We start from the raw sequence: 21,421 nt of genomic DNA, 5'->3' as shown, positions 1-21,421 counted from the left end.
TAATGTTAGGGACAACGCAATTAGAGCAAAATCATAGCCCGAGTAACCAGCAAGTGCCGCAAAGAACCTTTGCGGCCTTGATCACTCCGTTACTCGCTGTGTTAATTCTAATATTAGTTCCATTAGTGGAAAGTCTGCATGGTGCTGTGCTGTGGGGCTTAAACTACCATTCCCCCAAGTTTATGTCACAGGTCGGCGACGCGTTAGCCTTAGTTAAGCTTATAGCGCTTTGCGCAGGTGTGTACCTGCTTTTTACGCAGCACGGTACATTTAGGTATCTTTTTAAAAGTAAATGGATGTCTATTGTTTTTAGCTGTGTTTTAGCAACAGTGGCGCTCATTCAGATTGCGATAGGTCTATTAGGTGTACTGATTGATGCAACACTAGGAACTAACCGAGATTACTTTCATAAAGAATTTGCAATAGAAAATAACACTATTTATGTGTATACCGCAGATCCAGGTGCCATGGGGACGGCCTACCATTATTTCTATTTAAAATGCCCACTTCCTTTAAACCGCTATGAACTAACATTTATTGAAAAAACAAATTGGGTATGGGAGCTAGAGCTTAAAGCTTCTGATAATGGTTTTGACGTATTTAATCAGCGTGGTGAGTTTAAATATCGCGTTAGTTTGGGTGAAGTAGGGTGTGGTTAGTTACCTTGCAACTCTGCTCAGAGTGAATGAAATCTTGTGTGGTTATCGTTAAGTGATACTATAGTGGTACATTTGAAAGCTGGAACCTGCATCGTGAAAGTAGAATTAGTTACTACATTAAAGAGACAAGCCACAAAAATTCTGCAAGACCTGCACACTTCAAAAGAGCCTGTTTTGATTACTGAGCATGGTCAGCCATCGGCTTACTTAGTTGATGTTGATGATTATGAGATGATGCAAAAGCGTATGTCGATTCTGGAAGGTATTGCAAAAGGTGAGCAGGCAATAAGAAATGATGATGTTTTAGCTAACCTGCATGCCAAAGAGAAAATGGATAAATGGCTGAAATAGTATGGACAGAACCTGCTCTAAATGACTTGGACAAGATTGCTGAATACATAGCGGTATCTAATTTAGTTGCGGCAAAGAAACTGGTTAAAGAAGTCTTCGCCAAAGTAGACATGCTTGAGGAATATCTTAAATCAGGAAAGTCAGTCCCCGAATTACCATCCCTCAATTACCGCGAGCTTTATGTAAAGCCCTGTCGAATTTTTTATAAATTTGAGGACAGCAAAGCCTTTATTTTGCACGTAATGCGGCACGAACAAGATCTTAGGCGCTTTTTATTAGATTAGCGTTGATTCATTTTAAATACATTTGGTGAACACAGCAGTTTTTTCCTTTAATTCCGGCTTGTGCCAGAAGCAGCCGTTCGAGTATTTGTAATTAAACGGCGGAAGAATAAGTGATGCGGATGTCTAATATCCTCTCCAAGAGTAAATGTTAGATGGTTTTTCAGTCAAAACGAGTGTTAGTATGGGGTCTTTGTTAGGAGCTTTTAGTTAGCCCTAAATCTACATGGATGTAATATGAAAATTTTGGTTTTATTTTTTGCTTTTTCATTGCAACTAGTAGTAATGCTGTAGTGAAACGGCACGATATTCCCTCCCGCAATTATGTCTTAGAAAAAGTACCCGAATACTTAATTGACCTACCTCACGAAGGTCATGGGGTATTGATAAAACCTCAATGGGTTGTGACAGTCGCTCATACCATTTTTTATAATTACATAGGTAAAAAATTACGCGTTGGCGATAAAGTCTTTGAAATAGAAGAGGTTCACATACATCCACTTTATATTGAACCAGATGGGGTTCTCTTTAAAGGTGATGCAGCTCCCTTAATGAAGTTTCTAGAATCTAGAAGTGATATAGCACTAATAAAGCTATCTTCCCCTGTTACAACGAGTGAACCAATTGATATCTACCCAAACATTGACCAAGCGGGTAAAGAAATCACGGTATTTGGTCGTGGAGCAACAGGTAACGGAGAAATTGGTGAAAACCTCGAAACAAAATCATTACGAGAATTAAACCATTTTAGAAATATTATTGAATCTTCAAAAGGAAACTGGCTCTCATATAAATTTAATAAACCACCTGAAGCATTGCCCCTTGAAGGAATGCACGGTGCTGGTGATAGTGGCGGAGCTTCAGTGATAACTGAAAACGGTAAGACTTATTTGGTTGGTTTATCGAGTTGGCAATTTTGGCGTGGAGATCTTGCTAATTTTAAAGGCGGTTTATATGGTACTACTGCTTATCAAGTTAGGGTGTCAAACTACCGAGACTGGATTGAAAGTGTTTTGGGCAACTCGTGAGTCAGTCCAAAGAATACTTATCGTTTAGTTTCTCTTCCTTTTTCTGCCTAGTTTACGTAAGCATTCATATGCCCATAGGTAGAGGATGAACGGCGGCTCCTTGTCTCTCAATGTACAACTAGCACTAGGGACTGAAACGTACGTGAATCGGAAGTTGGCGCATTGATTACTTGTGATGGCGTCAGTACGTTGATTTTTGACATCCCCCCGACTGATACCGGCTTTCTGCTTTAATTGCCATAGCTAACGAAGCTATTTTAATTATTGAGAGTTAAGTGTCTGTCTGGATATACAGTTACTACACTTATAAAGCCTATTACGATGATGGCCTTGATATTGACCATATAGTGCCTCTAAATTGGCGTTATGAGCATGGCGCTGATGATTGGCCTCTTGTATTAAGAAGAGAATTTGCGAACGCCCCTATTAACACAATCGCTGTTTATGCCAGAGCCAATCGTTCAAAGGGGGTGAAGTGACCCTCTAAGAGGACCCCTTGGAACTATTCTTATTGATGCGAGTACTTAGACAAATTCATTGAAATTACAGAAATTTTTAAATTGGAATTTAAATCCCTCGAACACAGAGTAATTAATAATCAGTTAGCGGCCTGCGCCGATTAGAAGTGAAGAGCTCGAAATAAGCAGTGTATTACAGAGTACTTCCTGCTAGGAGTAGAGGGCCCATGTTAAAAGGAATTACAAGTTGAAGTATATATATAGATTCACAGAACGCAGATTCAATACTAGTTTGTGTGCGCTAGGAATACTAAGAATAGGAACCCTATACGATTTTAGACGCATGGAACACGGTAAGGGGATCCAAGACCAATTTGAGGGGACAAAAAAACTTTTTACTAATATGACTGGGAGTAGGGTCAAGTCAGGGCGTCGAGTTGAAATGAAAGGGCCAGACGGAGAAGATATGGTTGCTTACCTTCAAAAGGATGTTAACGGGTATGAGTACGGAGCGGTTACTTCATTAGAAGATGACCTTAAGAGTGTCAAAAATTTGAGCTATAGCAGCAATGTTAGTGCAGCTGATTGCTATGTACTCTGTTTTTCGACGAGTTGCGATACAGATGTTTTGAAAGAACTGGAAGGCTCTAATAGTTGCGTCAGAATACATAATATTGAAGGGTTTATTGAAACGCTTACACTTGCAATTAATCAAAAGGTTCTAATTAAAAGAGTTAATTGGATGCCTGTTGTTTACAAAAGCAGAGAAGAGCACTGGGACGGTAAAAACTTGGGAATGAACCCGGCATTTATTAAAGGCCCCGAGTTTTCGAGGCAACATGAATTCAGAGTGGTTTGGACTCCAAAATATAAAAAGGAGTTAAAACCCATTTTTATAGCAGATTATAAGCTTGGAAAATACTGTACTTTAGCGACAGAACGGTAATTGATTAAGTTGGGTTAGCCATCATTTGGACAGATGTCTCCAAAAAGGAAGAGATTGCAAACCTGATAGTCTCTTGTGTACGTATAGCGGACATTGGATACTTCTAACTCGCAAGACTGCTTCAGACAAACAGCGAACGTTCACTAATCTAATATATTTGGAGATATAGAAACGTCTTAGTTTTCTAGGCGGTAATCTATTAAACAGTGGCATATATACAAGGCAGTGCACGTTTCTAAGACTGTTAGTCATGAAACTGAATATTTTATTCTTTCAATCAATTTTGTTTCAATATTCAATATTAGCATTCCGACAGCGGGATGAGTAAAAACTCCTGTATCTCCACCTTGAATTGAAGCATTGAAAAGAGTGTTGGAACCATCTGGGTTTTGAGGTTGTTTGAAACCGAGAAGTTCTTTGTTATCCTCTTTACGTTCGTAAACTATAGGCGAGAGCAGGTTATTTGAAAATTGGAAACTACCTTCAGCAATAACTTTGCTGTCGAATCCATAGATTTGCAATGAAACCGATAGCGGTGGTCGGATATTAAGCGCTACTTTTTTTTCGACTTCAAAATCTATCCTTATTATCTGACTCGGTATTGTTGTTTGCAATTCAAAGTGAGACCTCGATTTTTTAGACGCTCGCCAACATACTCTATGCTCTAATTGATTAGCATAACTTTTTGGCTTATTGAAGAGAGGATCGTATTTGTGAATCATACTGCGGAAAGGAAGATGGTTAGTCCATGGGCAAAATGATGGTATGTTATAGAAATCTCGACCGTTATAATCACAGTTTTTTCTTCCAATGAATGTTAGCTCGGGATTTGAAGATATCTCATCAATGAGCTTGCTAGGCCTTACGATCAAGCAACATGAAGTTCTTTTTTCCTTTAAAGCCCAAAAAAAGTGACTCACTAATAAGGTTGTTTGTTGTGCAAAGAACGAAAATATCTTCGTCGATGCAAGGATCGTAAACTATGGTTTCTCTTTCACTTGTATTATTATTAAAACCATGAATAGAAATTTCCCCCTCGCGTTCGTCATCAATCAAACCTCCGAAATCGCCTTTCCGAAAATTTAAAATGTTTGAAAGATAAACTTGCCCCGAAATAAAGGCATCAAAATAGGAACTTTCGAGAAACCTAAACTGTGGCTGATAAAACACAACGTCGTTAGAATCATTTGTTGAATTACCCAGTGTTTGCTGCATTGTCGACTACTTAAAACTTGTTAAAAATAAATTGTAAAACTTAGAACGGAAGTATTATTACGATTGGTCCGAGAGTATCAATTGCATGCAACAGTATAGACTCTGATTGTTACTATAGTTAGAGATAGTTTCTAAGCAATTTTACACCAGAAACCCCTTATCGAGATTTGGCCCTCGCTGAATCACTACGATATGCTCTCTTTCAAAAAATTTTAAAAAAACTCGTCCGCCTTACGTGCCTTTCTGCCGTTTAAATATTAATATTTGAACGTCAGGAAGTAATTCAAAGAATAAACCAGTTACTTGCGTGAGACGTTCCTACGTACCCGAATCAACCATTTTGCAATAAAGTTTTACTCCATCAACTTGCGTACAAAAATCTACAACTCCTTATAATTCGTAAACACCTTATACAACTGCGTCCCACTCAATACCGAAGCCGACGGGAAGTGTAGAATAGGGATCAAATCGCAAGGCGCTTCTAAGGTCCTGCTGCCGTTGTCGGTATCCAGATCGTCAATATTTAAAATTTGCGCCAGTGGTTCGCCTTTCTTCACCGTTTGGCCTGGTTTCGCCATGTATTCCACCATGCCGCCCCAGTTAGTAAACAGGGTTTTATAGTCTTTTAAATACACGCCTAAACGCTTCATTTCTGTCGGTTTAATATCGCATTCATGCAATACGCCTTTGGCGTTTAAGTAGCTAAGAATACTGGTGGCGTCTATATTACCTTCGTTAAAGTCGATAACTTCTTGGCTACCCATTTCAAGCGTAAACGCTTCAACGTTAAAGCTTATCTCACGCGCTAAATTAGTTTTTATGCTTTCTTGCAGTGTCCACCATGGGCAGAACGTCGCTTCGTCCAACGCCCCCGCAAATACGTTTGGAATAAAAATACAATGGGGAATGTTAAACAGCTTAGCACTGTCTTTGGCGTACTCGGGAATATAAACGTGACGGGTAGACACCGGGCCGTTGTGGAGATCTAACACGAAATCGGCATTTACTGCCATTTGCTGTAGCTTTAGGTTCAACTGCTGCGCTAGTCCTAGGCCCCAGGGTTCAGCCAGTTTGTTGTCGATAGCGTTAGATAAATGAGCACGAAAACGTTGTTTTATGCCTTCAACAGACTCTTCGCGGGTGACTGTTTTGGCGAAATGCTCAACTGCATCTTTATCGAAGAAGTAGCCGCGGTTCCAGTTTGTACCGTTCACAGGATCGAACCGGCCTAATGTGTACTCACCGGCTTTAATGTTAGTACCAATGGGGTTACAGTTGGGCACTAGGATAATTTCGCCGCAAATATCCATGTCTTTTAAGCGCTGAATGAGATGGTAAATAACCACGTTGCCTTGCACTTCAGCGCCGTGAATAGAACTTTGAATATACACGGTGGGACCAGGGCGCGCTCCTTTCATTCGATAAATTGGCACGTTCATGTTACGTCCAGACGCGTTTTGCGCCACTACCATGTGTTTTTTCACTACTAGGGTTGTCATTTAAATCAACCTATTTTCTGTCTTGTTCTTTGTTTTAGTCTGTTGCTTTTAACCACGTTTTTAGAATTCATGCCGCAAATGCACCTAAACTTAACAAGCACATAGCTCGCAATCTACGCCTTTAGGTAACTTCCAGTTTCGCCACTCGTGCGACAGAGCATCAAACGTCATTAACGTGTTTTTAGGAATATTATCGAAATCCATCAATACTTGCATAGCTAGCATTGCTTGGTAAGTACCAACAATATTTACTACTGGCGAGAATATACCTGCCTCAACACAGCTTAAATCGGGTGATTCAAATAACGTTCGTAAGCATGCATAGCAGCGGCTCTCACCGGGTATAGCAACGAAAAGCTGGCCTTCAAAGCGAATGGCTGCGCCCGATACTAGCGGAGTATTTAGTTTAAAACAAAATAGGTTTATTAAATCTCGTGAGTCTGTATTGTCGGTGCAATCTAGCACAACGTCAGCACGCTCTATGGCTTGTTTTAATGCTGGTGAAAGCTGAGTAGAGCTGGGCGCCGAAAACGGTTCTGCCATTACGGTAATGTCGCAGTCACTGTTTATTGCAGTAAGCCGCGCTTTAGCCGCCTCTACTTTACTTATTCCTACATCTTGTTCGCTAAACAAGGTTTGCCTTGGCAGGTTGGTGGCCTCAACTGTGTCGTGGTCGATAAGTGTAAGAGAGCCCACGCCACTGGCGCAAAGGTTAGTAGCAGCCGCGCTGCCAAGCCCGCCAATACCAATGATACAAATATTGGCGTTTAGCAGCGCTTCTTGACCGTCTAGGTCCACTTTGGGAAGCACAATGTGGCGGTTATAACGCATAGCCTGCTGATTAGTTAGGCTTTTAGACATAGTTTATGCCAACTTAGTTGTTGAATTCATGGCATGCACCCTTATAAAGTGATTACCAAATAGTATTTTGGCTGGTACTTTATCAAAAACCGCCAAAATGTCGCATATCAAATTAGGATTTCATATGTCAGTTGTCAGCCAACCCCTTAATATTGCCGTACTCACTATTTCAGATACGCGCACCCTCGAAAACGACAAGTCGGGAGACTACTTGAAAGAGGCGCTTACCTCGGTTGGCCATAACCTTTACGATCGCGATTTGGTAAAAGACGATATTTATCAGCAGCGCGCCGTGGTGTCGAAATGGATTGCAGATAAAAACATTCACGCTGTATTAATCACCGGTGGTACGGGTTTCACCCACCGCGACTCAACGCCAGAGGCCATCAGTGTATTGTTCGACAAAGAAGTAGACGGCTTTGGCGAGCTATTCCGTCAAATAAGCTATGAAGAGATTGGTACATCAACCATTCAGTCTCGCGCGGTTGCGGGCTTTGCTAATAATACGGTTATTTTCTGCTTACCAGGCTCAACAGGCGCGTGTCGTACTGCGTGGGAAAAAATTATTTCTAGCCAGCTTGATGCCGACTTTAGACCGTGTAATTTCGTAAAGCATCTGGTGGAAGCATGAGTACCTTTAGCCATTTAAACGCTGGTGGCGAAGCCAATATGGTCGACGTTAGCGACAAAGACGTTACCAAGCGAGAAGCCACAGCAGAAGGTTTTTTATACGTAAGCGAAGGCGTTATTCGCCAAATCTCTGAATCAAAAATTGCAAAAGGTGATGTATTTGCAGTTGCCCGTGTAGCGGGTATTCAAGGGGCGAAACGCTGCGCCGATCTTATTCCTCTTTGTCACCCATTGGCACTGTCAAAGGTGGATATTAATTTTGACATTCAGGCCGATCAGAATCGAATTCAAGCCACCTGTTATTGTAAGCTAAGCGGTAAAACCGGCGTTGAAATGGAAGCGCTCACGGGCGTAAATGTGGCGCTGTTAACCTTGTTTGATATGTGCAAAGCCATCGACCCTGGTATGCATATGGAAGGGATACGGGTATTAGAGAAAAAAGGCGGTAAGGCAGGCCATTGGCAGTCTGATTCCTAGTTTTCACAAAGGCCAGTGAGCTAAAAAAGTAACGTGCATAAAGCGTACACGCACTCAAAAAGCAACGCACTTTAGGCTCAACCCATTTCAGAGGCTTGGCAAGATTAATTAGCGCGCACAAAGCGACCTTAACAACGTAGATAACAGGCAAAGCATGCAGGTAACGGTAAAAACATTCGCACAAACCCGAGAGGTTACGGGAGAGGACAATATCGCGCTTCATATAAGCGAGAACAGCACTATTGAGACCGTGATATCGCAGCTTAAAACACGTAGTGACAAGTGGGCATTAGCCTTAGAGGGCAGTGTGCTTACTGCCTGTAATCAAGAGCTTTGTGATTTCCAAACAGTACTTAGCGACGGCGATGAGCTGGCGCTATTTCCACCTGTGACAGGGGGCTAGCTATGTTCGCACTAGTTCAAGTTGAAGATTTCGACCAAGGAGAGCTTTACGCTAGGCTAAAACAGTCGGCAGATGAGAAGGCCTGCGGCAACACCGGCGCGATTGTTACTTTTACTGGGCTAGTGCGAGATTTTAATAACGCTGGCGACATAGACGGCATCGAATTAGAGCATTACCCGGGCATGACTGAAAAAGCGTTAATGCTTCTGGTTGAACAAGCGAGCGAACGCTTTTCACTTAACAGTGCTGGCGCACTGCACAGAGTAGGGCGCATACACAACAACGAACAAATTGTATGGGTAGGTGCCGCCGCTCCCCACCGCCAGGCGGCGTTTGACGCTGCCTGCTACTTAATGGACATGCTTAAACAGTCGGTACCGCTTTGGAAAAAAGAATTTAAGGGCGATAAATCTGAATGGGTTGCGGCGAAAGCATCTGACGATAAAGCGGCACTTAAGTGGATGCGCAAAAAGTAATGGTTTGTTCTTTAGCAATGCGACTTTCAAGCTTTGTTAACTTGGCCATGCTTATTTTGGTAAGTGCAAGTGTAGCCCTAGGCGTTACGGCTTTTTCAAGCTCTGTGGCACATGCAAGCAGTTTTGAAGCGGCAAATAATAATGTAAATGAAGGGAGCGTTATTAGTGCCGAAAAACAAAACCAGTCAGTAAATTTCAAGCGCGACGAAAAAATTAACGTAGCCGTTGCGGCAAACTTTGCAAAACCGCTAAAGAGTATTGCCGAGCAGTTTACTGAGCTAACCGGCATAGAAGTCGCGGTAACGGTATCTTCTAGCGGTACTTTGTATGCGCAAATTCAACATGGTGCTAGCTTCGACGTTTTTCTATCTGCAGATCGCGCTCGGCCGCAAGCGTTGGTTGATAACAACGTAGTTCACCACGGCAATCTGGTGGATTACGCTAAAGGCAAGCTTGCGTTTGTCTATGCTGGCGAATTATCAAGTGAGGCATCACATGAAACATCCGGTGAAAGGAATTGCGAGCAGATCGCGCGCTCATCTACTGGAGACACAACTGCACAAATAAACGTTCAGCTTACCGATTGCTTGTCGAAGCAGCTTGTTCAATTAATGGAAAATCCACAAAACAAGGTAGCTATCGCAAATCCTAAACTGGCTCCCTATGGTGATGCTGCGCAACAGACGTTGCAAAACTTATCCTTATGGCAACAGTTTTTACCTCACAGAGTGATGGGTAAAAACGTGCTACAAACCTTGCAGTTTTATACCACCGGCAGCGTGAAAGGGGCGTTCGTTGCGTACTCATCGGCGTTAGATTTGCCTGCAAACTTATCTTCTAATTTGCCTTCTAATTTTAACAGTGTTGTTAATACCAAAAGCGCCGATACTTTTACGGTTATCGTCCCAGTACCTGAAACCTTATATAAACCCATCATTCAGTCGTTGGTGATTAACAGTAAAACGGTAGCTACATTATCTCCGAATCTGTTCGAACCACTTCCAATCAAAAATGCGGCAGCGCCAGTTGATGAGCCTATTCACAACGACAACGTTGAGCCAACCAGAGCATTTCGTTTGAGTGACGCTAATGGAGTGTCATCACCCAGCCTGTTCGTACAGTATTTAATGTCGCAAGGGGTGCAGCACAGCTTAATTGAATGGGGCTATGAACCTACCATTGCATCGGGCGTCGGTAACTAAGTATGCTCACAGAATTCTTCGGGGCACCGACACTTGAAGCTATATTACTTACCTTTAAGCTGGCCTTTATAACCAGTGGTTTGTTGTTGTTAATCGCATTGCCGTTAGCGTGGTTTTTAGCGAAATGGCAGAGCAAAGCTAAGCCTTTGGTGATGTCGATACTCGCGTTGCCTTTGGTGTTACCGCCAACTGTGCTGGGTTTTTATTTGCTTATTGCTTTTTCGCCGCAAAGTGCGTTGGGGCAGGGATGGCAAAGCCTAACCGGGAGCAATTTAGCATTTAGCTTTGAAGGTTTGGTGTTGGGGTCTGTCATCTACTCCCTACCATTTGCTCTGCAGCCTTTGTACAGCGGCTTTTCACAATTGGATAACCGTTATTTAGATGTAGCAAAAACGCTGGGGTTTTCGGCTTTTGAAGCTTTTATAAAAATAGTACTGCCTTTAAGCAAAGCGCCCATCGTGGTGGCATTAGGCTTAAGCTTTGCACATACCATAGGCGAGTTTGGTGTAGTACTAATGATAGGTGGCAATATTCCTGGAGAAACTCAGGTGCTGTCTATCGCGCTATATGAACAGGTAGAAGCGTTGGAATATAACAGTGCACACAACCTTGCGTTGGCCCTTTTGATTTTTTCATTCGTAATGCTCGCGGCGCTCTATCGTTTTAACGGTGTCACCCGTAGTGATGAGGCGCGTTAACATGCAAATATCTGCGCTACTACCAAATCGCATTAACGCACAAATCTCATTGCAGCCACAAAGCCGATTCATTGGGGTTACCGGTCCATCAGGTGCGGGAAAAAGCAGCTTGTTTCGCGCCCTAGCTGGCGTAGAAAAAAGCGCAAGTGTGCAAACGCCGTGGACCTCTCAAAAGGTCGGTATCGTTTTTCAGCAGCCCATGCTATTTCCCCATACCGATGTGCGCGGTAATTTAGCCCTGGCGCAGCGTCACGCAAGCCCTAATGCAATGTCTATCGACGCCTGCTTGCGCGGCTGTTATTGCGAACATTTAATTGATAAGCCAGTTCAGGCGCTTTCTGGTGGAGAAGCGCAGCGGGTCGCGATTGCGCGTGCGTTGGTCAATGGACCAGATGTGTTATTGCTAGATGAATCGTTAAGCGCAATTGATATCTTCACCCGTCGCAAAATTTACCAGTTTTTAAACAATTTGTGTGTGTCGGGGAAGCTCACCTGCCTTGTAATCTCTCACGATTTAGATGACCTTGCCTTGTTCAGCGATGAGTTGGTTTTTATTGACCAAGGCCGCACCGAGCTTTGTGGAAAAACGCGCGATGTATTGACTCAAGTATTCGCAAAAGAGGGATTTACGACACCGTCTAGCGTACTTGAGGGATTTAAAGTTACTGGGCAAAGCGAAGCACACGACGGCAACCAGTCACAAAACGCCGTTGTCAGCTACAAACACGGTAGCCAAATGCAACAAGATCAAAATGTTCTAACCTTACAAGGCAATGAGCAGTGCCAGTCGGAAAACGGCATTGAGCGCGTTGAGGTAGCGGGGCACGAGATATTCGTCACTGCAGAATCAGTGTCCTATTTGCCTCAGCAAAGCGGTGAGCAAGTTTTTCTTCGTTTTGCAGTTAAAGCTTGTGATGTAAGTATCGATACCAATATTGCTGACTTTGGCAATGCCAGCACAATCAGTATTTTAAATGCGCTGCCATGTGTTATATCTAGCATCGAACCCGTGGCGAATCCACTCAGTCCCCTGAACGAGCCTGAAAATAACGCCGATACAAAACTCGCAGATACAAAGCTAACTTCTAAAAAGCTAGCGACCGTAAACAGCGCGAAAGTGTTGTTAAAGCTTGATGTACTAGGCAGTAACCAAACCCTTTATGCCAGCATTAGCTGTATCTCTCTATCGCGCCTTAAGCTTGATGTAGGGATGCAAGTGATTGCGCGGTTTAAATTGCCCTAGGTTTAAATGGCTTTGGAGTAGCTACTGAGTATTTCACTTGCGTTCAAATAAGCGTCGAAACGCGCACAAATAGCCCGAATGTAAATACGAGCAGGCTCTGGCACTCGAATATACCGAGATGTCATTTCGATAAGCCCGTCTTCTTTAAGTTCTTCAAGGTTGTTTAAGGCTGAAGCAAAGTATTCATCAAAAGTGATGTGGTGCTTGTCGGCAATTGCTTGCTTGTCTACCGCTAAATTGCACATTAAGCTAGAAATCACGTCTCTGCGAATCAGGTCGTCGGCACTTAATGACAGCCCAACCTTCGCATTGGGCAGGTGGTTGTCTAAGCGATGGTAATATTCTTTTAGCTCCTTAGCATTTTGCGCAAAGGCATTACCTACCGTGCTAATGGCTGATACGCCGAACCCTATAAGGTCGGTGTCTCCACGTAAAGTATAGCCTTGAAAGTTGCGGTGAAGCTCGCCTTTATTTTTCGCAATAGCCAGTGAGTCTTTGCTTAAGGCAAAATGATCAAGACCAATCATTTCATAGCCTATGTTTGTAAAGCTGTTAACGGCAAGCTTGTAAAGCGCCGCTTTTTCTTCACTACTTGGCAGTGTTTCTTCAGCAAATTTACGCTGCGCTGCAAACCTCTCGGGAAGATGTGCATAGCTAAAAAGCGAAATACGATCTGGCATCATAGCTTTTGTTGCGGCGATGGTTGATGAGAACGTTTCAATTGACTGGTTCGGTAAACCATAAATTAGATCTAAGTTGACTGAGTCGAAACCCAGCGACCGAGCCTCGAATACTAAATCGGCAATGTGAGACGTGCTTTGTACGCGATTTATGGTTTTCTGAACATTGTAATCAGTATCTTGTAAACCAAAGCTAATGCGTGTGTAGCCGAGACATTTTAAGTTTTGAAGATAGTGTTTATCGATATTTCTGGGATCTAACTCAATTGACAGTTCAGCACCTGCTTCAAAGGTAAAGTGTTTCTTAAGCAGGTACATTAAATAAGTATGCTGAGTCTCGCTCAAAAAACTGGGTGAACCGCCACCCAAGTGCAGAGAAACTGCACGCCTGCCGTCATTTAAATAACGCTTAGACAGGATTTCTTTTTCTATGTAATCTAAATATTCGTCCGCTTTTTCATTGTGACGCGTCACCATTTTATTGCAGCCACAGTAGTAGCACAGCGTTTTGCAAAATGGAATGTGCATGTAGAGACTTACTGCCGGCGCTTTTGACACTGCAAGTGCTTGTGGAAGTATGTCATCTTGTAGCGGTTCAAATTTAAGTGCAGTAGGGTAAGAGGTATAGCGAGGAGCATTCAACGCATACTTGGTAATGGTTGATACGGGGCGTTGTTGTACGGCAATTATTGTCATATTGGCTCTGCACTTATATGTAGATAACTAGGCGCGAATTCAATTCGATGGTTAAAGCTTAATGGATTGCTTAGGAGGCTGATTTGATCTACTTCAAGGTTTTGGTGTTAAACCTGATAATTGTTTTATTTCTTCCAGTCATTTTGCTTCAAGCATTGTGGGTGAGGAAGAAGACCGCTGTACTGCCAGAGCCCGACGGCGAGCGGGTATTAACCTCAGCCGATAGTAAATTGCTATTAACTAATAACGTTTTGGTTATAGGCGATTCTGCCGCCGCTGGTGTTGGTGCAACGACGCAAATGGGGGCACTCACAGGTCTGCTGTACTCAAACCTTGTTAAGCATGGGCCAACGCGAGTGACGTTGAATGCTAAAACAGGTTTTAAAAGTGAAGATGTGCTCAAGCTTCTTCATGAAATGCCTGCCGAGCACTTTTCGTCGGTGCTCGTCTCTATTGGTGTTAACGACGTGACCAAATTTGTACCGTTGAAACGGTGGCGGCAAAACATCGATGCTATTAGTACGCTACTGTCAGATAAATTTGGGTGCGAAACAATATTGTTTACTGCGCTACCGCCAATTCATTGCTTTCCTGCGCTTCCGCAACCTTTGCGTGCACTATTAGGTTACCGCGCGTGGTTACTAAACCAAGCTTTGGCTGATAGCGTAACAGCCCGGGCTAACGCAGACATATTATATGTTAGTGCACTTAATGTGGGCGGAACTATGACGGATATTCAGCAAAGTGGTTTGATGGCAGAAGATGGCTTTCATCCCTCCACGAAAGGCTATGAAATATGGGCACACTCAGCCCTTGAAAAACTTTCCACGCTTTACAGCACCACAATGGGCACGACAAAAAAAGTTACAGCAAAAACTGATGTATCTGCGACGAAATAATCGCAGTGTGGGGTTGAAGTTTCTTTTTGTAACCTTATCTAAGCCCTTACACATTCTCGAATTCAATAAAGTGAGCCCTTTCATGACAGCAGATTTACAAGGTGCACAAAATGTGCGCAATGGAAAAAGAGTAACGGTAAATATGGTGTCTGATGTGGTGTGCCCTTGGTGTATTGTTGGGTACCAGCGTTTGCAAGAAGCCATCAAAACCCTTGATAACATTGAAGTGGATATTAAGTTTCACCCGTTCGAGTTAAACCCCAATATGCCAGAAGAAGGGCAAAACCTTCGCGAGCACATAATGGAAAAGTACGGCATTAGTGAACAGCAAAGCGCGCAGAACAGAGCGCGGTTAGTAGAAGCGGGCGAGCAATTAGGCTTTTCGTTTAACTTTACTGACGACTCTCGCATGCAGAACACGTTTAAGGCCCATCAGCTTATTCACTTTGCTTCAGAAAACGGTCTTGAAGAAGAAATGAAGCTGGCCTTATTTAAAGCCTACTTCACAGACGGTAAAAACATTAATGATCTAGGTGTTCTAGTAACGTTGGCACAAACTATTGGCCTTGATAAGTCTGAAGCTGAACAAGCGCTTAAAAGTGAAAAATACGCGCAAGCAGTGCGTGAGGAGGAAACTATTTGGATGCAGCGTGGTATTCAGAGTGTACCTACTTTTGTCATTGGTAATCAGGGCGTAGCCGGGGCACAAGAGCCAGCAACATTGGCTGCATTTATTGCCCAAGCAGCATCACAGCAATAAGCAGGTTGAACGGGTTAAGAGGTAGTTATGAGTAATCACGTTAACCATTTGCTAGCACAGTGGCTTCCGCTCAAAAACAAGCACAAATGGGTGTTAGGTTTTATTTTTAAAACCGAAGGTTCATGCTACCGCAAAGCGGGCGCCATGATGTTGTTTAGCGACGCTGGGCATCAGTTAGGTATATTAAGCGGTGGCTGTTTGGAAAGTGACATCGTAAAAAAAGCACAGCGAGTAATGACAGACGGAGTAAGTCGTACCGCGGTTTACGATGACGAAGATGAAGAAGATATTGCGTTTAAGCTAGGTGTAGGTTGCGGCGGTGTGGTGCATTTGGCACTCGTACCAGTCAATGAGAACAACCAATATTTATCGTTGGATGTGGTTAGCAAAAGCTTATCAAACGGAAAAGCGTGTGAGTGGCGCTGCGCTGTAGATGGTACTTTGGGTGATTGCACGGAATTGGAAGACTATTCTGTTAAACCTAGAAAAGCTGTGCTAGACACCGTTGATGGCAAGCGCATGTTGTCGGTTTTGATGCTGCCGCCTATCCACCTACTTGTTGTTGGAGGTGGGTACGACGCTACCTTTATGACTAAGCTTGGTAGTTTGCAGGGCTATTTAGTCAGCCTTTGGGATCCAAGGCCTGCACAAGCAAGACTTGAACATTTTCCCGAGGTAAATTACTTGATTGAAGACCCTTCTACTGAAGGCTTACGTCTTCACATGGGCGAACATAACATTCAAGCGGCGGTGCTTATGTCCCATCATCGAGAAATTGATGCAAAGGCGCTGCAGGTGCTTAGCAAGCAATCGTTAACCTATACGGCAATGCTCGGGCCACTGCACCGTAAGCAGGAAATTATGGATTTAGCCGGGCTTGGCGATACCAACTTTACTCAGTATTTTGCAAGCCCCGCTGGTTTCGACATTGGTGGTGAGCTACCAGAGCATATAGCGCTGTCTGTTATTGCTCAGTGCCATGCGGTGTTTCATACCAAACCTACGCATTTAAAGCGTTAGAAAGACTTTCTGAAGGTAACGCCAAAGCTTCTAGGCGCGCCTGGGTAGGCCATGATCTTTCCGGTTTGTACGGGTACATCAAAGCCACTTCGTGCAACGTAATCTTCATCGAAAACGTTGCGCGACCACGCAATAATTTCGCTATCCCATTGTGGGATAGTGAAACTTACGCGAACGTTAAATAATGAAAAGTCGTCAGCGTATTTGTACGGGTCGTTCGCATCATCAAGAAATACGTCGCCCGTGTATTGGTAGTCAATACTGGCGGAGGCTGGATAATTCCCAACTTCGAAATAGTGATTCAGCATAAGAGATAGTGAGTTCTGAGGCTCGAAGCCTACGCGGTCTCCGTCTCTTGAACAGAACGGGTCGTTCGGCTCCACTCGGCCCGGATCGTCAATGCCCGTGTGCCACGTGTACGCAACCCAACACGTACCGCGTTTAAACTCATCAAAGTTCGCCAATGTGCGCGATGCAACAGCGTGTAATTCAGTGCTTTCTGTCACTAGCCATGTTGCTTCAAGTTCTACACCTTTGACTACGATATCGCCCGCGTTTTGCAGATTGAACCCCGTTCCGGTAAAGGTCGTCGCCTGAAAGTCGCTAATTTTTGTATAGTGTGCCGCGGCATTTACGCGAACGCCGTATTCTTCAAAATCGTGTTTAATACCTATTTCAGCACTTCGCGATTTTTCAGCATTAAAAAGCGGGCTAAGCGAGGGTAAAATTCTGTCGGTATTCGTACCACCAGCTTTGTATCCTGTCGCAAAGCTGGCATACGTTAGCGTGTTGTCATTAGGATGATAAGCCAGTTTTACCGTGCCGGTTAACTGTGAATCATCAAGCTCTTCGTTTAAGTCAGGGCGCGGCATAACCGCTGCAGATCCCAAGAAAAAATATCCCCAGCCCGCTTGTTGAAATGGTGCTATTGCGTTAAGGGACTGTGCTGTAGGAGCTTGTCCCGCCGCTAACGCAGCAGCGATGTTTTGTAACCCCACTACAGCACGACCTACATTAGGCCATTGCGCTGGGTCTTGAGTTAGTCCGTCAATACCAGGCCCTTGCTCATCGTAGGCTCCGACAATCGACTTTTCTTCGCGGGTATAGCGTAAGCCCGTTGTTAAGGTGAAATCACTGTTTAACAGCCAATCCAGCTGAGAGAATAAAGCAATACTGTCTTGCTCTTGATCGGCGCTGTGCGCGAAAGCAGTACCGGACGGCGCGGGTGCTGCAGCAGGCGCAATAAAGCCTGATGTAACTGCAGATAGCTCGTTGATGGCGTTAGCCAAAGGCAGCAGATCGGGCGCGGCGGCATTAAAGAACGCACTAAAATCATCTTGCGTGGTAGTATCAAAGGTTAGATCTAAGTTTTGGCTGTAATAGTAAACACCTATTAAACCGCGCACATCTTCACTGGTGTAATGTAATCTAATTTCTTGAGAAAACGACTGCTGCTTGGCGTCGTTAGTGGCAGTAAGAAGGTCCGCATCAGAAAAGTCGGTATCTACCGTATCTAAGCTGTCAAACGCGCGGTACGCGCTTATGCTCACAAAATCCCATGCTTTGTTTAAAGCCACATCTACTTGAACTGATAGTCCTTTGTCTTTCATTTTTGAAAGGGGAGTTTGGGACAGCGAGGTTTTATAGTCATAAAAGTTATCGCGCCCGTAAATAGTTGCATTAAACGGCGGTTGTAGCAGCAGCGCATCAGTGCCGAATTTACCCGCTATGTCATTAGCCTGAATATTGTTTTGAAAAGTTAGTGCGCCGCAGCACCGTTCGTCTAGCTCGCCGTAATCAGCAATAAGTCGCACGCTAATGTCAGCTGTTGGAGTGTAAAGCAGCTGTGCTTTTATCGCAGAACGGTTACGGTTATTCAGGGTTTGCCCGCTGCGCTCATCGGTAATGAAGCCGTCGCTATTAGAGCTAAAACCCGAAACCCGCATGGCAAGAATATCGTCGATAAGCGAAAACGACGAGCCAGCGCTTAAACGAACTAAGTTATCATTGCCGATGATGGCTTCGGCAAAGCCGTCGCGCTCGTCGTGTGAAGGTGCGACCGTAGTTAACGTCATTGCGCCAGCGGCAGTATTCTTTCCGAATAGTGTGCCCTGTGGCCCACGCAACACTTCAATAGATTCAATATCGACTAAGTCGTTAATTAACGCGTTTTGTCGTGCACGGTACACACCATCTACGTATAAACCCACCGAAGACTCGAAGCCGAAGTTTTGTGAAGACGTGCCAATGCCGCGTATTGAAAACCCTGAATTTGTTACGCTTTGATTTTGAAGCGCGCCAAAAGCAGGTACGTAGTTTTGCAGGTCAAACACATCTCGGCTAACTGTTTCAACTAGGTCTTGACCTGAAAGCGCAGTGACCGCAACGGGCACATCTTGCAAGTTTTGACTGGTCTTTTGCGCCTGTACAACAATGTGTTCCAGCGCCTTTTTGTTATGCGGAGTAGATATAGCATTCTCATCGGCGTGAGCGTGGGGAGCCAAAGCAAGTGTCGACGAGACAATAGAGGCAATAAACGGCGAACTACATAGGCAACGCGTAATGGCGTTTTGGGGTGTAGATATGCTTGAGCTATTACAAGACAAAGCGTGTGTAAGTGACTTCATTTTGGTTCTTTTTATTTTTCAAAAGCGGTGGGCTTTAAACAAAATTAATCACGACAAGGTCGCGTCCAAATGCGTACAGTCCTTTACATTTTAAATACGCCAACTTCCCTATGACGTCGTGTAGTGCTTTTTCACTATACAATCTAATGAACATATATTGCACGCATTTGAAGCTATCATGTCAAATTTTGTTCGCAACGTGCAAAAAGCGAACAGATATTTGGCAGTGAATAGTTTCACATGATGCATACTCATTCAAAATATCAATTAAACTTATATCGCTGTTTTCCTTAGTATGTTGGTTGAAAGTTAACATATTAATAACATCAGGCAGCGGTATGACAGACATCTATTTAGTGCGACATGGTCAAGCGTCTTTTGGCAAAGCGAACTATGACAAACTTAGTGAACTGGGTGGGCAACAGGCCATTTGGCTTGGTGACTATTTCAAGCATCGCAATGTTGAATTTGATGCAGTTTTCTCTGGCGACATGGTTAGGCATCATGAAACCAAAGACGGTATTGCCTCGGGTATTGCTACTGAAGACTATACGCTACCTGAAGTTACAGTGAATAGCGCACTGAATGAATTCAATTTTCAGGCAGTGGCTACCGCCTATTTAACACGTTACCCAGAAGCAAAAGTACCTGAAGGTGCTTCGCCTTCTGAATATTACCGATTGCTAAAAAAAGCAATGCTTGCCTGGTCGCAAGACGAATTGGCGCATGAACTCCTTGATGAAACATGGGGTCAGTTCGAAGACAGAGTTCACAGTATGCTCACGCACCTTCAAAGTATAGATGCGAAGCGTGTTCTCGTTGTGAGTTCTGGCGGTGCAATTGCCATGATGCTCAAACACATTCTTGGCTACGATGCGGCCACCGTTGTGAATATGAATTTGCAGATCCGAAATGCCAGTTTTTCTCAATGCTTTGCCAATGCGCGAGGCGTTCACCTTAATAACTTCAACAGCGTACCTCACCTGGATGTGATTGACAGGTTACACGCCATTACCTACAGCTAAATGGGGCAGTTATGAACTTTGAATATAATGAAAAGACCCAAGCACTTTTAGAAAAACTAAAAGCGTTTATGAAAGAAGAAGTGTATCCAATTGAAAAGGAATACGTTCACGCCGTAGAAAATGGCTCTGCCAACAATGGCGAAGGCCGTTGGAAAACGCCTGAAATGATGCATACATTGAAAAAGCGTGCAAAAGAAGCGGGCCTTTGGAATCTATTTTTACCTGAAGAATATAAGCCATATGGCGCGGGCTTGACTAACGCAGAGTATGCACCACTTTGTGAAGAAATGGGCAGAGTTTTGTTTAGCTCTGAAATCTTCAACTGTAGTGCGCCAGATACCGGCAATATGGAAGTGCTGGCGAAATACGGTAACGAAAGTCAGAAAAAACAGTGGTTGGAGCCGCTTCTAAATGGAGAGATACGCTCAGCCTTTGCTATGACAGAGCCTGCAGTGGCATCAAGTGACGCGACAAATATCGAAACTTCCATTAAGCGCGATGGCGATGAATACGTTATCAACGGCCGTAAGTGGTACACCAGCGGTGCTATGAATGAAAACTGTAAAATTATGGTGGTAATGGGCAAAACTGATTTCGATGCACCTCGTCACCAGCAGCAGTCTCAAATCTTAGTTCCTATGGACACCAAGGGTGTAACTATTGTTCGCCCAATGGCTGCAATGGGCTATTACGACGAGCCTATTGGTCATGCTGAAGTCTTGTTTGAAGATGTACGTGTACCGGCAGAAAACTTACTGCTTGGTGAAGGGCGTGGTTTTGAAATTGCACAAGGGCGCTTAGGCCCGGGCCGTATTCACCATTGTATGCGCCTTATTGGCTGTGCACAGCGCGCGCTCGATATGGCCTGTGAACGAGTTGAAAGCCGAGTGGCGTTTGGCAAACCGTTGTCAAAACAGCAATCGGTTAGAGAAAGCATTGCGCAGATGCACTGTGATATTGAACAGGCGCGTCTGCTTACGTTGAAAGCGGCAGATAAGATGGATCGCTATGGCAACAAAGTATCGCGCGACCTTATCGCTGCTATCAAGATAGTTGCACCTACTATGGCCTGTAACGTTATCGACCAAGCCATTCAGATGCACGGCGCTGCAGGTACAAGCCAAGATTTCGTATTGTCTGCCATGTACGCTTATGCGCGTACTATCAAGCTGGCAGATGGCCCTGATCAGGTTCACATGATGCAGTTAGGTCGTAATCTTATTGCAGAAAAAGCAGTCGCTGAATAAGTCAGTGTTGTAAATAAACAATACAAAAAATTACGGGTAA

General features: G+C 43.9%; 23 protein-coding genes. 17 read left to right on the top strand and 6 right to left on the bottom strand.

From position 1 onward, the window contains the following. Window positions 1-2: 2 nt before the first annotated feature. The 5 genes from MHM87_RS15025 to MHM87_RS15005 all read left to right on the top strand — a co-directional run bounded on the left by MHM87_RS15025 (window position 3) and on the right by MHM87_RS15005 (window position 3,723). On the top strand, window positions 3-659 hold the full coding sequence (locus tag MHM87_RS15025; RefSeq protein WP_239259914.1) for a hypothetical protein: 657 nt from the start codon (window positions 3-5) through the stop codon (window positions 657-659). 93 nt (window positions 660-752) lie between these two features. Beyond that, the gene (locus MHM87_RS15020) at window positions 753-1,010 is read left to right on the top strand and encodes a type II toxin-antitoxin system Phd/YefM family antitoxin (RefSeq protein WP_239259912.1); all 258 of its coding nucleotides are present in this window, start codon (window positions 753-755) and stop codon (window positions 1,008-1,010) included. Beyond that, a complete protein-coding gene (locus tag MHM87_RS15015; RefSeq protein ID WP_239259910.1) occupies window positions 998-1,294 on the top strand; it encodes a type II toxin-antitoxin system RelE/ParE family toxin in 297 nt (98 codons plus the stop codon). Before MHM87_RS15020 ends, MHM87_RS15015 begins: the two co-directional genes overlap by 13 nt. Window positions 1,295-1,584: 290 nt before the next feature. Continuing rightward, a complete protein-coding gene (locus MHM87_RS15010; RefSeq protein ID WP_343213328.1) occupies window positions 1,585-2,319 on the top strand; it encodes a trypsin-like serine protease in 735 nt (244 codons plus the stop codon). Between the two features lie 801 nt (window positions 2,320-3,120). Beyond that, the gene (locus MHM87_RS15005) at window positions 3,121-3,723 is read left to right on the top strand and encodes a hypothetical protein (RefSeq protein WP_239259908.1); all 603 of its coding nucleotides are present in this window, start codon (window positions 3,121-3,123) and stop codon (window positions 3,721-3,723) included. Window positions 3,724-3,971: 248 nt separating this feature from the next. On the opposite strand, the gene MHM87_RS15000 is transcribed toward MHM87_RS15005, so the two are convergent. The 4 genes from MHM87_RS15000 to MHM87_RS14985 form a co-directional block, all read right to left on the bottom strand. Next, on the bottom strand, window positions 3,972-4,337 hold the full coding sequence (locus MHM87_RS15000) for a hypothetical protein (RefSeq protein ID WP_239259906.1): 366 nt from the start codon (window positions 4,335-4,337) through the stop codon (window positions 3,972-3,974). A gap of 241 nt (window positions 4,338-4,578) precedes the next feature. Further along, window positions 4,579-4,938, bottom strand: a complete 360-nt coding sequence (locus tag MHM87_RS14995; protein WP_239259904.1) for a hypothetical protein — start codon at window positions 4,936-4,938, stop codon at window positions 4,579-4,581. A gap of 380 nt (window positions 4,939-5,318) precedes the next feature. Then, window positions 5,319-6,437 carry a succinylglutamate desuccinylase/aspartoacylase family protein gene (locus tag MHM87_RS14990; RefSeq protein ID WP_239259902.1) on the bottom strand — a complete coding sequence of 373 codons (1,119 nt, stop codon included), beginning with the start codon at window positions 6,435-6,437 and terminating at the stop codon, window positions 5,319-5,321. A 90-nt stretch (window positions 6,438-6,527) separates the two neighbouring features. Further along, entirely contained in the window at window positions 6,528-7,298 is a 771-nt protein-coding gene (locus MHM87_RS14985) for a HesA/MoeB/ThiF family protein (RefSeq protein WP_239259900.1), read from the bottom strand. A gap of 124 nt (window positions 7,299-7,422) precedes the next feature. Here MHM87_RS14985 and moaB point away from each other — a divergent pair, with 124 nt between their 5' ends. The 7 genes from moaB to MHM87_RS14950 all read left to right on the top strand — a co-directional run bounded on the left by moaB (window position 7,423) and on the right by MHM87_RS14950 (window position 12,427). Further along, the gene (gene moaB / locus MHM87_RS14980; protein WP_014949775.1) at window positions 7,423-7,929 is read left to right on the top strand and encodes a molybdenum cofactor biosynthesis protein B; all 507 of its coding nucleotides are present in this window, start codon (window positions 7,423-7,425) and stop codon (window positions 7,927-7,929) included. Then, window positions 7,926-8,405 carry a cyclic pyranopterin monophosphate synthase MoaC gene (gene moaC, locus MHM87_RS14975; protein ID WP_239259898.1) on the top strand — a complete coding sequence of 160 codons (480 nt, stop codon included), beginning with the start codon at window positions 7,926-7,928 and terminating at the stop codon, window positions 8,403-8,405. The genes moaB and moaC overlap by 4 nt, the downstream gene beginning before the upstream one ends. Before the next feature lie 154 nt (window positions 8,406-8,559). Next, a complete protein-coding gene (locus MHM87_RS14970; protein ID WP_239259896.1) occupies window positions 8,560-8,808 on the top strand; it encodes a MoaD family protein in 249 nt (82 codons plus the stop codon). A gap of 2 nt (window positions 8,809-8,810) precedes the next feature. Continuing rightward, window positions 8,811-9,284, top strand: coding sequence for a molybdenum cofactor biosynthesis protein MoaE (locus MHM87_RS14965; protein WP_014949772.1), 474 nt, complete (start codon window positions 8,811-8,813; stop codon window positions 9,282-9,284). Continuing rightward, a complete protein-coding gene (gene modA / locus MHM87_RS14960; protein ID WP_239259894.1) occupies window positions 9,266-10,486 on the top strand; it encodes a molybdate ABC transporter substrate-binding protein in 1,221 nt (406 codons plus the stop codon). Before MHM87_RS14965 ends, modA begins: the two co-directional genes overlap by 19 nt. Window positions 10,487-10,488: 2 nt before the next feature. Next, the gene (modB, locus tag MHM87_RS14955) at window positions 10,489-11,184 is read left to right on the top strand and encodes a molybdate ABC transporter permease subunit (protein WP_239259892.1); all 696 of its coding nucleotides are present in this window, start codon (window positions 10,489-10,491) and stop codon (window positions 11,182-11,184) included. A gap of 1 nt (window position 11,185) precedes the next feature. Then, on the top strand, window positions 11,186-12,427 hold the full coding sequence (locus tag MHM87_RS14950) for an ATP-binding cassette domain-containing protein (protein ID WP_239259890.1): 1,242 nt from the start codon (window positions 11,186-11,188) through the stop codon (window positions 12,425-12,427). Between the two features lie 2 nt (window positions 12,428-12,429). Here MHM87_RS14950 and hemN read toward each other — a convergent pair whose 3' ends face one another. Then, complete coding sequence (gene hemN / locus MHM87_RS14945; RefSeq protein WP_239259888.1) at window positions 12,430-13,803, bottom strand: oxygen-independent coproporphyrinogen III oxidase; 1,374 nt, start codon at window positions 13,801-13,803, stop codon at window positions 12,430-12,432. Between the two features lie 83 nt (window positions 13,804-13,886). On the opposite strand from hemN, the gene MHM87_RS14940 reads away from it, so the two are divergent. From MHM87_RS14940 to MHM87_RS14930, 3 genes are all read left to right on the top strand, one after another. After that, entirely contained in the window at window positions 13,887-14,702 is an 816-nt protein-coding gene (locus MHM87_RS14940; RefSeq protein WP_239259886.1) for an SGNH/GDSL hydrolase family protein, read from the top strand. An 82-nt stretch (window positions 14,703-14,784) separates the two neighbouring features. Next, on the top strand, window positions 14,785-15,462 hold the full coding sequence (locus MHM87_RS14935; RefSeq protein ID WP_239259884.1) for a DsbA family oxidoreductase: 678 nt from the start codon (window positions 14,785-14,787) through the stop codon (window positions 15,460-15,462). Between the two features lie 27 nt (window positions 15,463-15,489). After that, the gene (locus MHM87_RS14930) at window positions 15,490-16,482 is read left to right on the top strand and encodes an XdhC/CoxI family protein (protein WP_239259882.1); all 993 of its coding nucleotides are present in this window, start codon (window positions 15,490-15,492) and stop codon (window positions 16,480-16,482) included. Here the strand turns inward: MHM87_RS14930 and MHM87_RS14925 are convergent. Next, entirely contained in the window at window positions 16,479-19,109 is a 2,631-nt protein-coding gene (locus MHM87_RS14925; protein ID WP_239259880.1) for a TonB-dependent receptor, read from the bottom strand. The genes MHM87_RS14930 and MHM87_RS14925 overlap by 4 nt on opposite strands. A 338-nt stretch (window positions 19,110-19,447) precedes the next feature. On the opposite strand from MHM87_RS14925, the gene MHM87_RS14920 reads away from it, so the two are divergent. Together MHM87_RS14920 and MHM87_RS14915 are read left to right on the top strand one after the other, a co-directional pair. Next, window positions 19,448-20,134: a histidine phosphatase family protein gene (locus MHM87_RS14920; RefSeq protein WP_014949763.1), complete on the top strand. Its 687-nt coding sequence runs from the start codon at window positions 19,448-19,450 to the stop codon at window positions 20,132-20,134. An 11-nt stretch (window positions 20,135-20,145) separates the two neighbouring features. After that, window positions 20,146-21,381 carry an acyl-CoA dehydrogenase family protein gene (locus MHM87_RS14915; RefSeq protein WP_239259878.1) on the top strand — a complete coding sequence of 412 codons (1,236 nt, stop codon included), beginning with the start codon at window positions 20,146-20,148 and terminating at the stop codon, window positions 21,379-21,381. The last annotated feature ends 40 nt before the right edge of the window (window positions 21,382-21,421 follow it).

The sequence above is a fragment of the Alteromonas sp. Cnat3-28 genome, from assembly GCF_022348265.1.
GTDB lineage: Bacteria > Pseudomonadota > Gammaproteobacteria > Enterobacterales > Alteromonadaceae > Alteromonas > Alteromonas macleodii.
This window is presented reverse-complemented; position numbering and strand designations above follow the sequence as displayed.